Source organism: Patescibacteria group bacterium, from assembly GCA_028692545.1.
Lineage (GTDB): Bacteria > Patescibacteriota > Patescibacteriia > UBA1558 > S5-K13 > STD2-204.
The window spans coordinates 59,585-73,752 of record JAQUXC010000003.1; the positions used below are offsets into that span (position 1 = coordinate 59,585).

Annotated in this window: 19 protein-coding genes and 1 tRNA gene; 13 read left to right on the plus strand and 7 right to left on the minus strand. The window is 27.6% G+C overall.

What is annotated here, in order from left to right; genetic code table 11:
* Positions 1–43: 43 nt before the first annotated feature.
* The 3 genes from PHZ07_01970 (at position 44) to PHZ07_01980 (ending at position 3,634) form a co-directional block, all read left to right on the plus strand.
* The gene (locus PHZ07_01970) at positions 44–931 is read left to right on the plus strand and encodes a hypothetical protein (protein ID MDD3284339.1); all 888 of its coding nucleotides are present in this window, start codon (positions 44–46) and stop codon (positions 929–931) included.
* A gap of 39 nt (positions 932–970) precedes the next feature.
* Positions 971–3,358 carry a phosphoenolpyruvate synthase gene (ppsA, locus tag PHZ07_01975; GenBank protein MDD3284340.1) on the plus strand — a complete coding sequence of 796 codons (2,388 nt, stop codon included), beginning with the start codon at positions 971–973 and terminating at the stop codon, positions 3,356–3,358.
* 93 nt (positions 3,359–3,451) lie between these two features.
* Positions 3,452–3,634: a hypothetical protein gene (locus PHZ07_01980; protein ID MDD3284341.1), complete on the plus strand. Its 183-nt coding sequence runs from the start codon at positions 3,452–3,454 to the stop codon at positions 3,632–3,634.
* A 64-nt stretch (positions 3,635–3,698) separates the two neighbouring features.
* Here the strand turns inward: PHZ07_01980 and PHZ07_01985 are convergent, their stop codons facing one another.
* From PHZ07_01985 to PHZ07_02005, 5 genes are all read right to left on the minus strand, one after another.
* Entirely contained in the window at positions 3,699–4,076 is a 378-nt protein-coding gene (locus PHZ07_01985) for a CoA-binding protein (protein MDD3284342.1), read from the minus strand.
* A 30-nt stretch (positions 4,077–4,106) separates the two neighbouring features.
* Positions 4,107–5,318, minus strand: a complete 1,212-nt coding sequence (locus tag PHZ07_01990) for an MFS transporter (protein MDD3284343.1) — start codon at positions 5,316–5,318, stop codon at positions 4,107–4,109.
* A gap of 68 nt (positions 5,319–5,386) precedes the next feature.
* Complete coding sequence (locus PHZ07_01995) at positions 5,387–6,118, minus strand: class I SAM-dependent methyltransferase (GenBank protein ID MDD3284344.1); 732 nt, start codon at positions 6,116–6,118, stop codon at positions 5,387–5,389.
* A 72-nt stretch (positions 6,119–6,190) separates the two neighbouring features.
* A tRNA-Ser gene (locus tag PHZ07_02000) sits at positions 6,191–6,279 on the minus strand.
* A complete protein-coding gene (locus tag PHZ07_02005; GenBank protein MDD3284345.1) occupies positions 6,265–6,534 on the minus strand; it encodes a GIY-YIG nuclease family protein in 270 nt (89 codons plus the stop codon). Before PHZ07_02005 ends, PHZ07_02000 begins: the two co-directional genes overlap by 15 nt.
* A 180-nt stretch (positions 6,535–6,714) precedes the next feature.
* On the opposite strand from PHZ07_02005, the gene PHZ07_02010 reads away from it, so the two are divergent.
* The 10 genes from PHZ07_02010 (at position 6,715) to PHZ07_02055 (ending at position 13,335) form a co-directional block, all read left to right on the plus strand.
* Positions 6,715–7,302, plus strand: coding sequence for a hypothetical protein (locus PHZ07_02010; GenBank protein MDD3284346.1), 588 nt, complete (start codon positions 6,715–6,717; stop codon positions 7,300–7,302).
* 16 nt (positions 7,303–7,318) lie between these two features.
* Complete coding sequence (locus PHZ07_02015) at positions 7,319–7,861, plus strand: NUDIX hydrolase (GenBank protein ID MDD3284347.1); 543 nt, start codon at positions 7,319–7,321, stop codon at positions 7,859–7,861.
* Positions 7,862–7,884: 23 nt separating this feature from the next.
* Entirely contained in the window at positions 7,885–8,565 is a 681-nt protein-coding gene (locus PHZ07_02020; protein MDD3284348.1) for a hypothetical protein, read from the plus strand.
* Between the two features lie 8 nt (positions 8,566–8,573).
* Complete coding sequence (locus tag PHZ07_02025; protein MDD3284349.1) at positions 8,574–9,359, plus strand: GGDEF domain-containing protein; 786 nt, start codon at positions 8,574–8,576, stop codon at positions 9,357–9,359.
* A 12-nt stretch (positions 9,360–9,371) separates the two neighbouring features.
* Entirely contained in the window at positions 9,372–9,644 is a 273-nt protein-coding gene (locus PHZ07_02030; protein ID MDD3284350.1) for a hypothetical protein, read from the plus strand.
* 94 nt (positions 9,645–9,738) lie between these two features.
* On the plus strand, positions 9,739–9,927 hold the full coding sequence (locus PHZ07_02035) for a hypothetical protein (GenBank protein MDD3284351.1): 189 nt from the start codon (positions 9,739–9,741) through the stop codon (positions 9,925–9,927).
* Positions 9,884–10,291 (plus strand): hypothetical protein, encoded by a 408-nt coding sequence (locus PHZ07_02040; GenBank protein MDD3284352.1) that lies wholly within the window; start codon positions 9,884–9,886, stop codon positions 10,289–10,291. The genes PHZ07_02035 and PHZ07_02040 overlap by 44 nt, the downstream gene beginning before the upstream one ends.
* Positions 10,292–10,302: 11 nt before the next feature.
* On the plus strand, positions 10,303–11,865 hold the full coding sequence (locus PHZ07_02045) for a S41 family peptidase (GenBank protein MDD3284353.1): 1,563 nt from the start codon (positions 10,303–10,305) through the stop codon (positions 11,863–11,865).
* A 10-nt stretch (positions 11,866–11,875) separates the two neighbouring features.
* The gene (locus PHZ07_02050; GenBank protein MDD3284354.1) at positions 11,876–12,586 is read left to right on the plus strand and encodes a hypothetical protein; all 711 of its coding nucleotides are present in this window, start codon (positions 11,876–11,878) and stop codon (positions 12,584–12,586) included.
* A gap of 50 nt (positions 12,587–12,636) precedes the next feature.
* Complete coding sequence (locus tag PHZ07_02055; GenBank protein ID MDD3284355.1) at positions 12,637–13,335, plus strand: DNA alkylation repair protein; 699 nt, start codon at positions 12,637–12,639, stop codon at positions 13,333–13,335.
* Positions 13,336–13,388: 53 nt separating this feature from the next.
* Here PHZ07_02055 and PHZ07_02060 read toward each other — a convergent pair whose 3' ends face one another.
* Positions 13,389–13,724: a hypothetical protein gene (locus tag PHZ07_02060; GenBank protein MDD3284356.1), complete on the minus strand. Its 336-nt coding sequence runs from the start codon at positions 13,722–13,724 to the stop codon at positions 13,389–13,391.
* 127 nt (positions 13,725–13,851) lie between these two features.
* Entirely contained in the window at positions 13,852–14,079 is a 228-nt protein-coding gene (locus tag PHZ07_02065; protein MDD3284357.1) for a hypothetical protein, read from the minus strand.
* Positions 14,080–14,168: the final 89 nt, after the last annotated feature.

A 14,168-nucleotide genomic window follows, 5' to 3' on the forward strand; every position in this document is an offset into this window, starting at 1 on the left:
ATTTTTAGAATTAGTATTTTAAAAATAAAAGATAAAAAATATAATGAAACAATTTAAAACAAGATTTTTAGTCATTATACTTCTTATTTATGCTTCTGGTATGAGTTTTTTTCTTGTCCATTCTATGAGCTATGAGTATTCTTTTTTTTCAGAAGATACAAAAAAAGAATCAAATTGGAAATTGGTTCCTATATATGATGTGTTTTTAGACATAGAACAAGATTACAATAAAGAAATATCTATAGTAATTTCTACAAGAGATTTATATAAGTGTGGGGATATTTATTACAATACAGATATAAAAGATAATATTATTAATATAAGCCTTCAAAATATTATTTTAAAAAGAAAATGTAATAAATATTTAAATAACCCTTCTGTAATAGAAAAAATTCCTGCTATTATGTATGAAAAAGGAGAAAGTATTATATTAAAAATAAGTTCAAATCAAGGAACAAATTCTTATTTATTTTCTTTTGTAGATGGTTATTTGAATATATCTGATTCAATACAAAGTCAGGACGATAATGCAGATATTAACGTAAAAACAAATAGTTTTTCAAGATTTACAAAAAATAAATATGTGCTTATTACAGATGATATTGTTAGAATAAGAGGAGATTATTTTTCTAATAAAGGTAAAAAAATGTTTGAAGATTTAATGTCAAATATAAAAGGTGAGGCAGTGGACATAAATGAATCTGATGTTGCTATAAAAGATATGTTGGATAGTTCATTTGATACAGACGCATATATTGATATAAAATATTTTAAAATTCCAAATAATAATGAATATTTGAAAAAATTAATGATGGATAATAAAGAAAATGACTGTTATTTAGAAAAAATAGATCAATCAAAATGTTTATCTCTTGATATAAGGACTGCAAATGGATATAGATATTGTACATGGCTTGACGTAAAATATTAATTATTAAATATATCCAGATTAACTGGATAATAAAAAAATATGAATAGATCATTAAAAAATGTTTTGTGGTTTGATGAAATATCTATAAAAGATGTTTCTATTGTTGGTGGAAAAAATGCATCTCTTGGAGAAATGTATAAAAATTTGAAAAAAAAGGGTGTTCCAGTTCCTTATGGATTTGCGATTACTGCAAATGCTTATAAGTATTTTTTGAAAAGTAATAATATTGATAAAAAAATAAAAGATGTTTTGAAAGGACTTGATACAGGGAATATTTCTGATTTAAAAAAAAGAGCAAAAGAAATAAGAGAAATAATTTTGAAAGCTGAATTTCCAGAAGATTTAAATGAGGAAATTTTGAAAGCATATTTAAGTTTAGCAAAATTTTACAAAAAAACGCCAATAAATTTGGATGTTGCTGTGAGATCTAGTGCTACAGCAGAGGATTTGCCAGATGCATCTTTTGCAGGTCAGCAAGAATCATATTTGAATATAACAGGTGAATATGCATTACTTGAATCAGTAAAGCGATGTATGGCATCACTTTTTACAGATCGTGCTATTTCATATAGAGTGGACAAAAAATTTGATCACATGAAAATTGCACTTTCTGTTACAGTTCAAAAAATGGTAAGATCAGATTTGGCTTCATCAGGAGTAATGTTTTCTATTGATACAGAATCAGGTTTTCCTGATATTGTTGTAATAAATGCCTCATATGGACTTGGAGAGTATGTTGTAAAAGGAGTTGTAAATCCAGATGAATATTATATTTACAAACCAACGCTTAAGAAAAAATTTAATTCTATAATAGGAAAAGACGTTGGAGACAAGACAAAAAAATTAATTTATGCAACTGGTGGAACAAATAGTACTCAAAATGTAGATGTAGCTTTAAATGAAAGATTGAAATTTGTATTAAAAGAAAATGAAATAATAAAACTTGCAAATTGGGCTGTAATTATAGAAAATCATTACAAAAAACCAATGGATATGGAATGGGCAAAAGATGGAAAAACTGGAGAACTTTTTATAGTTCAAGCTCGTCCTGAGACAGTCGCATCACAAGAGAATAGAAGCATTTTGATAGAATATTTTATAAAGCAATGTCCAAAGCCAATTCTTGTAGGTCAATCTGTTGGAAAGAAAATAGGCCAAGGGATTTCTCATGTTATAAAAAATGTTGATGAATTATCCAATTTCAAAGAAAGAGAAGTTCTTGTTGCTGAGATGACAGACCCAGACTGGGAGCCAGTTATGAAAAAAGCTAGTGCAATTGTTACAAATTCAGGTGGCAGAACTTGTCATGCAGCTATTGTATCTCGTGAACTTGGAATTCCATGTGTAGTTGGTACAAAAAATGCAATGTCAAAATTAAAAAATGGACAAAAAATTACAGTAGATTGTTCTCTTGGAGAAGAAGGCTATGTTTATGATGGAATTATCCCATTTATAACAAAAAAGACAAACTTGAAAAATTTGAAATTACCTAAGAACGTAAAAATAATGATGAATGTAGGAAATCCAAGGCAAGCATTTCGTGATTCTATGCTTCCAAATGATGGAGTAGGACTTGCAAGACAAGAATTTATTATTTCAAATTATATAAAAGTTCATCCTTTGGCACTTCTAAATTTTTCGCAAGTAAAAGATAAGTCTGAAAAAGAAATTATAAATAATTTGACTGTAAACTATAAATCAAAGCCAGATTTTTATGTAGAAAAATTAGCAGAAGGAGTTGCAAAAATAGCTTCTGCATTTTATCCAAAGGATGTAATAATTAGACTCTCAGATTTCAAATCAAATGAATATGCAAATCTTATTGGTGGAAAATATTTTGAACCAGTTGAAGACAATCCTATGATAGGTTGGCGTGGAGCTTCACGCTATTATGATCCAAAATATGAACCAGCTTTTAGATTAGAGTGTAAAGCTCTCAAAAAAGTAAGAGATAATATGGGACTTACAAATGTAAAAATAATGATTCCATTCTGTCGTACTATAGAAGAAGGCAAAAAGGTTATAAAAATAATGGAAACTGAGGGACTAAAGCGAGGAGTAAATAGTTTAGAATTATATGTAATGTGTGAAATACCATCAAATGTAATTTTGGCAAATGAGTTTTGTAAAATTTTTGATGGATTTTCAATTGGTTCAAATGATCTTACCCAGCTTACATTGGGAGTAGATAGAGATTCAAGCGTTGTTTCTCATATTTATGATGAGAGGAATGAAGCTGTAAAAGAGCTTATCAGACAAGTTATAAGGATTGCAAAGAAAAACAAGAGAAAAGTAGGTATTTGTGGGCAAGCGCCATCTGATTTTCCTGATTTTGCAAAGTTTTTGGTAAAAGAGCATATTGATAGTATGTCTCTTGTACCGGACTCAGTAGTAAATACTATATTACAGCTCAAAAAGATGAGATAATTGTATAATTTTTATGCACAAAACGCGTTATTGACTAATTTGACTATATTGTGTAGTATAATAATTAGAAAAAATGCTCGCACGGGAGGAAAAATGTGCAAAACTAAAGATGAAAGAACTAATCGAAAAGGAACCTATCTTGGTAAACAAGGAAGAGGTGGTCGTGGTATTTATTCACGTACAGGAAAAAAGTCAGATAATGTCATCACAGAAGAAACCTCAAATGATTCCGGTGGAATCAAAGAACCGACAGAAACGGAGCCAATAAGAACCTGAATGCTCGCTTCGATTTCTATATAGATTTTTAATGAGCCCCAACATTGCGTTGGGGTCTCTTTTTTTATTTATCTAGTTGAATTGGGTTGTTTTTTATTATACAAGCATTACTTATATAATTTATATTGTTATCTTTGCAAATTTGTATCAATTTTTCATTCTCTGCTCCTGGTTGGAGCCAAACATTTTTTATATCTAAATTTATCACGTCTTGTAATATTTTTTCTCCAATTTCTGGTGGTAGGACAAATATTACCCAATCAATTTTTTGGTTTATTTCAGTAATATTTTTATAAATTTTTTGGTTTAGAATTTCTGTAGCTTTTGGGTTTATTCCAAAAACTTTATAATTAGAGTCTAGTAAATGTTTAAATACTTTGTATCCATATTTATTTTCATCTGTAGAAACTCCAACAACTGCAAAAATTGTGTTTTTGTTCATATGATTAATTTTATTTTGAATTGTTAATATTTAACAACTAACAACTTCGGTATTTTTATAAATACCTGATTTGTATTTACGAACTATATATAAATACAGTGGAAAAAGTATCGCAATAAAAATAATTCCTGAATATAAAAATCCATACTGATAAGATATTCTCTCAATCATGAAACCAATACTGAAGCTTGAAATTGCAGAGACGATCTGACTAATTTGTGGACCAGTTGATAATAATGTAGCTTTGAATTTACTAGATTTAATAATATCAAGTTGATAGCCTTCATCAACTTTACTTAGTCCCCATTGAAATGCATTTATGGTGATAAAAACGATTACAACAACCCACCAATTTGATATTGTTCCCAAAACAAGAATGAGAAGAGTATAAATTATAAGTTGGAATCTGTAAAAAGAAGGTAGTGTAATATATTTTTTAATTTTTCCACCATAGGCAAGCATGAGAGAAGCGAAGATTCTTCCTATGCCGAAAAATACTCCATACCAAATTATAGGTATTTCAAGAAATGCTTGATATGGGGAACGGAATCCGTTAATACTAAATAATGTTCCACTAATAATTCCTGAAAACAAGGCGATGCTAAAAAAGTTGAGACGATAGCCTTCTTGTAATATTTGTTTAAAATTTGTTGTCCCAATTTCTTCAATGTGTTCTTGCAAAACAGGGGGTACTACCAAAGAAATAGCGATCAATAATCCAATTACATCAAAAATAATGGCAATGAGAAATGGTGTTTTATAACTTATACTTATTAAAAATGGTATTAGCACCATAAATATAATTGGAACGGCAAATCCTATAGAACTGATTTTTCCCATTACTTTTGTGTAGTCGTGTTCTCTTTTAAGTCCTTGTAAAGTTTCGTGCATAAAAGCACTGCCTGTGCCACTTTGAAAAGCAGCACTCGCACTCAAAAAAATTGCGCCAAGTATCAATAATATTATGTTATTTGCAACAAGAAAAAATATTGTTGACATCAACATCAATATTCGAGAGACAACTAGTGTTAATTTGTGTCCGATTTTATCAGACATGTATCCACTAGGAATTTCAAAAATAAAACCAGAAAGACTTCCTGCGAGTAGAATAGTTCCTATTATTTTTGGTGTTACATCGGGTATGGTTAGGTAATATGCTCCCAAAACCGCAACAAAAATTCTTTTGTTGACTATTAACAATAAGGTATATTTCCAAATATTATTTTGTAAATTTTTTTTCATATTTATTTTCATCTGTAGAAACTCCAACAACTGCAAAAATTGTATTTTTGTTCATAATAGTTTTTAGCTTATACTTTAAATGTGGTAATTATTGATATTTTTCGATGCATAACAATAAATTCATCTACTGATTCAGTTTCATAAAAATCTTTTAACTCTTTTAACATTTCTGGCTTCTTATTTTCAGGAACTATATTCCATAAGCTTAAGGATTTAACTAGTGTTAATGCATCGTTAACTGTATATTTCTCATCAAAGTCAAAAACTTTTTCTTCAATATTAGAAAAGCCAGATTTAATTAGGAATTCTCTTTTAAAGTGATTTTTAGTACTATCAAAATAATCACCGGCATATTTTTTATAAATTGAACAGTAACCATTATTATTTTCACTACTGACTTTTAAAATAGCAAAAAAGATACCACCAATTTTTAGGACTCTTTTTATTTCAGTTAAAGATTTATCATTATTAAACCAATGGAAAGAATTAAAAGCGGTAACAATATCAAACTGTTCTGATTTAAAAGGAAGTGCTTCTGTTGCTGCGACAAAATAGGGTATTGTGGAATTATGTTGTATAGCAATTTTAATCATAGTCTCGTCTTTGTCTGCTCCAGTTACTTCAAAGTGACGTTTTTTTAATTGACGCGTTGAGATACCAGTTCCACACCCGATATCAAGAGTTATTTGGTTATTATTTTTTATAAAAGACTTAATATATTCAAATACCTCATCAGGATATCCTTTTCTAGAGACATCATAATCAGCACCCATTGGACCAAAGTTATTTTGATTAATCATTTAATATGTAATTAATAATTATATTACATTTTGATTAATATATATAAACAAGATTTTGCATTTAAATTATTTTGGCGGAAGGGGCGAGATTCGAACTCGCGAGGGTTTGCACCCTACCCGCTTTCCAAGCGAGCGCACTAGGCCAACTATGCGACCCTTCCAATTATTTCGTTTGTATCTTTTAACAAAAATTTTAATCGATCTCTACCCTTACCAGACTTTAAAAATTTTTCTTCACTTCTCGCATCAACACTGGATAAAAAAACTTCATAATATATTAATTTCCAAGGAATACCTTTTGATGTAAATTTACTTAATCCAGAATTATGTTTTTTTAGCCGACCGTTCAAATTACTAGAATAACCAATATAATGTTTTCTTAATTTATTGCTATATATTATATATACATAAAACATATATTTTATAATAATTATTAGGCCACCCCGCCCGAGGCGGGTTCGCCTTGGGCGAATATGCGACCCTTCCAAATTACTAGTATAATCATATTTTATAAAATAAAAAAAGGCAAGTATTTGGTGTTTATTGGATTTTTTATATTTGTGATAAAATAAGGTAAATAATTAAAAATTCAAAATATGCTCGAGAATTTAAAATATTTAGTCTTTGTGGGTGTAATAGTTCAATTGATTGGAGTATCTTTTTATATAAATAATACTTTGAAAGGTACTACAAAGCCAAATAGAGTTACTTGGCTTTTGTGGTCTATAGCTCCACTTATTGCTACATTTGCAGCATTTTCTGATGGTGTAAGATTGTCAGTTGTTCCTGTCTTTATGTCAGGTTTTGCGCCACTTCTAGTCTTTTTGGCATCTTTTGTAAACAAAAATTCATATTGGAAATTGGAAAAGTTTGATTATGTATGTGGATTTTTTTCTGTTGTTGCACTTCTATTATGGTGGATAACAAAAAATCCAGTTGTTGCTATAATTTTTGCTATAATAAGTGATTTTTTTGCAGCTATTCCAACACTCATAAAATCATGGAAATATCCAGAGACAGAAACTGTTAATATTTTTATTTGTGCAATATTCAATGCACTTACAAGTTTTGTAGCAATTAGTATATGGAATTTTGTAGCTCTTGCTTTTCCTATATATTTGTTGATTTTTAATATTTTTATATCAATCTTGATTTTAAGAAAGAAAATTTTTAAAAGATTTTGAATTTAAATATTAATATATGAAAAAAATAATTTTGCCAAAAAGATTAAGTAGAGATATTATTTACAAGAGTCCTTGGATTAATCTTTATACTGATAAAATTTTATTTCCATCTGGAAAAATTATAGAAAAATATCATTTTTTGGATTATATAAAAGGATCTGTAGTTATTTTATTACAAAATACTAAAAAAGAAATATTATTTATAGAATCTTTACGTTATACAGCTCAAAGAATAGAATTAGAATTGCCAGCAGGGCATATTGAAGAAGGGGAAAGTATATTAAAAACAGCGAAAAGAGAAGTTGAGGAAGAAACAGGGTATATGACAAAAGATTTAAAAATCGTATATAGTTTTAATCCTTCAAATGCAATATCTAATCAAGTTGTACATGTTGTATTTGGGAAAATCAGTGATAAATTACAAAAAAGTTTTGACACGGATGAGGTAAAGAATGTAAAATGGATTTCCAAAACTGAGATTAAAAAATTAATAAAACAAAAAAAGATAAAGTGTGGTGTATCTTTGATACCAATTTTATTGTATTTAGCAGAAATATAAAATCTAATATAATTATATAATTTATGAAAAAAAATCAAAAACATATTATAATATTTTCTCATGGATTTGGAGTTTTGAAAGATGATAGGGGATTGTTTACTGAACTATCCAAAGGTTTTTTGCAAGATAAAATTGAATCAGTAATGTTTGATTATAATGAAATTGATTATGATAAAAAAGAAATTACTGTAAAACCATTTAGTGAACAAGCAAAAATATTACAAAAGGTTATCAATGAAACAGTAAAAGATAATCCAGATTCTATAATTGATATAATTACTCATTCTCAAGGAGCAGTAATGGTTGCACTTGCAAAATTAGAAGGAATAAGAAGCGTTATAATATTAGCGCCATTTTTTTATACTGATATTCACAATATAATGGAAAGATATACAAAAAATTCTTCAAATGAAATAAATTTTAGTGGCACTTCAAAACGTTTACGAAGCGATGGTACTACAACTATAATTCCAGCAAGTTATTGGACAGAGCGTTTTGCTACTGATATATACAAGTTGTATAATGACCTTGCATTAACTACAGATTTGACTATTATTAATGCAGGAGAAGATGAAATTATGGATAAACGTGATCTTTCTAAAATTTTCAATGCAAAAATTATAAATATTCATGGAAATCATGATTTTTCTGGAGAAAGTAGAAAAAATTTAGTAAGTTTTGTTGAAGATATTATTATTAAGTAAATAAACTTATGCCAAATAATTTTGAAAATCCATATAGCATGGCAGATAGAGTAGAAAATTTGAGAGAAAATGATACTCCCTATGAGGATTCTGTTGTACATTTAGCAAATGAGGAAAATAAGATTAGAGATGATTTAAAAGAAAGAGGTTTAGAAGATAAAGAACTTGTTGATTATTTATCAGATAAATTTTCTACAGAAATTTTACAAAAAATGGAAGCACAAAAGGATGTGTATATAGATGTTTTGACTGGTTTTGAAAATAGAAAAGCTCTTGTAGAAAATTTACCAAAACTTCTTAGTTTTGAAAAAAGAAACAACAGAGATTGTGCTCTTTTTATGCTAGATTTAGATCATTTTAAATCTGTAAATGATACATATGGTCATGATGCAGGAGATGTTGTTTTGAAAAAAATTACTGAAGTTATAAAAAAAACACTTAGACAATCAGATTTTACATTTAGATACGGAGGGGAAGAATTTGTTATTTTTCTTATGGATTTAGATGTTGATAAAGCACATATTGTAGCAGAAAAAATTAGAGAAGAAATAAAGAAGACAGAAATAAGATTTAAAGATAATGAAGATAAAGATATTACCTTAAAAAAGACAGTAAGTATTGGTTGTGTGGACACAGGAGATATTTTAAATTGGCAAGAAGATCATGATAATATTGATATGAAAGATGTTATGAAAGATCTTATAAAAAAAGCAGATAGAGCCTTATATGAATCAAAAGAAACAGGTAGAGATAAAATTACCATTTATAAAGATTTAGAAAAAAATAGAGTTTGATATGGAGGATTTATGAGTAAACATGTTGAGAGAATTGGGGAAATTGGGGAAGAAATCAGTATAGAATTTGATCCAGTAAACGTATTTGCTATAAGGTATTTTTGCAAAACAAAAGATGGATTTGCAATTCGTGATATTGGATTTCATAATTCAACTGAAAAAGGAATGATCTATTTTAGAATATGTCTAGTAGGTTGTTGTTTTGGAAGTTGTGGTACAAAAATTATTCGTATTTCTGAAGAAGATTATAAAGATTCCTGCAACAAAGAACGTGTGAATATATAAAAGGTTCCTAAGAGGAACCTTTTAACTTTCTGTATTTTTTGTTTTGCTTATAATTTGGTAAAATAAGTATTGTAATAAGTTAAATAATATTTTTATGAAAAAAATATTAATTGTATGTTTTTTTGTATTTTTGTTTCCTTTGTTTGGTTTTGCATGGGGTGATTGTCCTTATGATCTTGTAAATGATGAATATCCAGGTCAATGTGGCAGATATATAGATACAAACAATGATAAAATATGTGATCATTCGCAAGAAAAATCCAATTTTATCATCTCAAGATAAATCGGATATTGTTTCTCAAAATGTAAATACTCAAAAAAACAATGAAAAAAATGCTTATAATTTTGTGGGAATTACTGCTATAACTTTTGTTTTGTATTTATTTACATTTTTACTTGTGAAATATAAAAAGATATCAATCGTATTACATAAAAGAATTTGGAATATATTTTTGCTCATGACATTTCTTGTAACTGCTTTTTCGGGTATTGTCTTGGTTATTAAAATAAATTATGGGATATCTATTGGTTTTCCAAATTTATTGAAAAATCATGTAGAGTTTGGAATAGCCATGGCTATTGTTTCTATTTTTCATATTTTGTGGAATATTCCTTATTTTAAAACTATATTTAAATTTAAAAAATAATAATATTATTTATGAAAACGTTTAAAAAATATTTATTTATACTTTTTGTATTTTTGATAATACCCTTTTCATTTGCGAGTGCAAAAGATTTTGCAGATAATTTGAGAGGTAGACTTTTGCTTCAAGTAGAAAGCTCTGGTAGTGTTTGGTATGTAAATCCAACTGACTCAAAAAGATATGAGATTACACGCGATAATGCATTAGATGTTTTTAGAAAATTTGCCCTTGGCATTTCAAACAAGGATTTGGAAAAAATTCCTACAGAAGTAAATAATAACAAAAAAACAAGAGAAGATTTGAAGGGTAAATTTTTACTTCAAGTAGAAAATGGAGGAAACATCTGGTATGTAGATTTTTTTGGTATAAGACACGAGGTAACAAAATTAAATTTAATAGATATTTTAAAAAAACATTCTTTGGGAATAAAAAATTCAGATTTGAATAAAATAGAAAAGTCTGAAATTATACAAAAAGAAGACGTAAATAACAACAACGATAATGTTAAAACTCCAATAAAAGCAGAACTTAGTGAAGATCAGTATTTAAAAAAATTTTTGGATTCATGGAATTTGATAAAAGAAAAATATGTTGGAGAATTAGATTATAATTTACTTGTTGAGTCAGCTATTAGTGGAATGCTTTCAAATTTGAATGATTCATATTCTAGTTATATGTCAAAAGATTCTGCTTCTGAGTTTTCTGATAGTTTAGATGGCCAGTTTGAAGGAGTCGGAATGCAAATAAATATACAAGATGGTGTTCTCACCGTAGTTATGCCAATTTCTGACTCTCCAGCTCTACTTGCTGGTATAAAAGCGGGTGATAAGGTAGTGGCTATAGATGGTATAAGTACAAATGGAATGAGTTTAGATAAGGCTAGTGAACTTATAAAAGGAAAAAGTGGTAGTATGGTTGTGCTTGATGTAATTCATCAAAATGGAAATCCAGAAAGATTCAAAGTTACAAGAGGTCTTATAGAATATTCAGGATTGTCTTATTCTATAAAAAATAATGAAGTAGGTTATATAAAAATGGAAAAATTTAGTGGTAATACAGATTTTTATTTCAAAAAAGCAATAGATAATTTATTGAATAAAAAAGTAAGTTCTTTGATTATAGATTTGAGAGACAATCCAGGTGGATATTTGGATTCTGTTGTTGCAATATCAGATTATTGGCTGGATGATATGATTATATTAAAAGAAGTGTTTCGTGATGGAAATACAAGAAATATAAATTCTCAAGAAGGGGCTATATTAAAAAATATGAAAACTGTAGTTTTGATAAATAGTAGATCTGCATCTGCTTCTGAAATATTAGCTGGGGCACTTCAAGATTACGAGCTTGCGACTATTATTGGACAGAAAAGTTATGGAAAAGGTAGCGTTCAGGAATTATTAAAATTAGAAGATGGATCATCTATAAAAGTCACTACTGCAAAATGGTTTACTCCAAATGGAAAATCTATAGATCAAAATGGTATAGATCCTGATATAGAAATTATACCAAGTCAAGATTCTGGCACTGATAGTCAATTAGAAAGAGCATTGAAATTTATAAAAACTGGAAAATAAAGTAATATTTATGAAGTATCTTCAAAAAAATATTTTGTTGGGAATTACAGGGAGAACCAATAGGCAAATTATTAGCAAAATAAAAGATATTGATGAAGAAAAAATCAAAATTGTTTCATTGTTTTTAGAATTTATAGAAAAGTCAAAAAGAAATATTATTTATGATATTCTAAAAAAATCTAGTATAAAAGAAATTCCACTTGTACATATTAGAGATGATTTTGAAAGAGATGAAATAAAATTTTTAAAAGAAAATTATAATACAAAGTATTTTACTATTCATGAAGATCATTTTAATTTTATAAATAATTGGAAAGGTTATTATAAGAATTTATATTTGGAAATGAATACTGATAATTTTGTTTCAAAAAAAGTAAAAATAAATAAAATTGGTGGGTTTTGTATAGATTTGTCTCATTTTAAGGTGGAGGAGCAAAAATGGTCAAAAGAGTTTTTGTATATTTTGAAAAATAAAAATAAAAATATTTTTTTGTGTAATCATATAAATGGATATTCTTACAAAAAAAACAAAGATTTGCATACTATAAAAAATTTATCTGAATTTGATTATTTATCAACTTTACCAAAATTTATTTTTGGAAAAATAATAGCAATTGAGACATTCAATAAAATAGAAAATCAATTAAAATTTAAAAAATATTTATTAAAAATTTTAAATAATCAAGCTAAGTCTGGTAATACTGTTAGACGGAACAAATAGTGATTAAAATTATGAAACTAAAAAATTATATTTTAAATAAATAATTATTTATGAATGATATAAAAAAAGAATTGCAATCTTTGAAAAATCCTATTCAAGCAAAAATATTACAGAGATTTTTCAAAACAGGAATTGGCGAATATGGAGAGGGAGATATTTTTTTTGGAATAAAAGTTCCAATACTTCGTCAGACAGCAAAAAAATATTTTGATATAAATTTGAGAGAAGTTGAAGAATTGCTAAAAAGTGAAATACATGAGTATAGACTTATAGCTCTTTTTATTTTGGTAAAAAAATATGAATTATCAAAAAATGAAACAAGTCGTGAAAAAATATTTAAAATTTATATCAAAAATAAAAGGTATATAAATAATTGGGATCTGGTTGATTTGTCAGCTCCAAACATAGTTGGAAATTATTTATTAAATAAAGATAGGAATATTTTGTATAATTTTGCAAAATCAGATCATTTGTGGACAAAAAGAATAGCAATGTTATCTTGCTATACTTTTATAAAAAATGGAGAAACAAAAGATACACTAAAAATTGCAGAAATTTTGCTTAATGACAAACATGATTTAATTCAAAAAGCTGTTGGTTGGATGCTTAGAGAGCTTGGTAAACGTGTGAGTCAGAATATAGAAGAAGAGTTTTTGAAAAAATATTATCAAAAAATGCCACGCACAACACTTCGTTATTCTATAGAAAGATTTAGTGACAAGAAAAAGAAGTTTTATATGAGTAAATAGGTTTATAAAAAGTTAAGGCCGTGTGCGATTTTTCGCACACGGCCTTTTATAATTTACTCCTTTGTTATTTCAACAATCTTTTGGAAAACTCTATCTCTATCATATGTAGACAAGAAACAGTGTCCTCCTATAAATTCTTGGACATTGGTTTTTCCATATGCAACAGATAAGTCGATGACATTATCTGTTTTACATATGAAGATATAATCTGAAGAACTTATTTCTGGTATTTCATATTGAGCCAAAATTATCTCATACATTGTGTGTGGAGATATTTTTTTTGGTACAAAACTGGGAATATCCATTTCGCCAATTTCTTCTTCAGAAAAACCTCTTGGAAGTATTGGAATCCTTATAAACTTAATTAGCTTTAGAAAAGATATAGACAAATCATATGATCCATTGATGAGTCTATGTATGGGGATTTTCCAATAAGGCGATATGAATACTCTCTTTTTCGCTTTTAAGTGAACTGCAAAGAGGGCACCTATGCTAAATCCAATAACAAGATCTATATCAGAATCTGTACTGACTTGAATCTTTTTTTTGGATTTGAGAAAGAAGGTCTGAGAAAGATTCTATACAATTAGGAATTTCAAATATTATGAGATCCCAGTTGTTTTTTGAAGATTCTTTTATGAACCATAGTACACAAGCATCTTCAAGTTTCATTCCCCAGCCTAAAACGAAGACTACTTTTATCCCTCTTCCTGGGATAATCTTATAAACTATGGAATCTTTCATGATTCCCTCCTATATTTTTTTGTTAATGTAGATTTATATCATTTTTGTGCTTTTAAGTCAATGATATTATTTACTTATTTTAATACTTA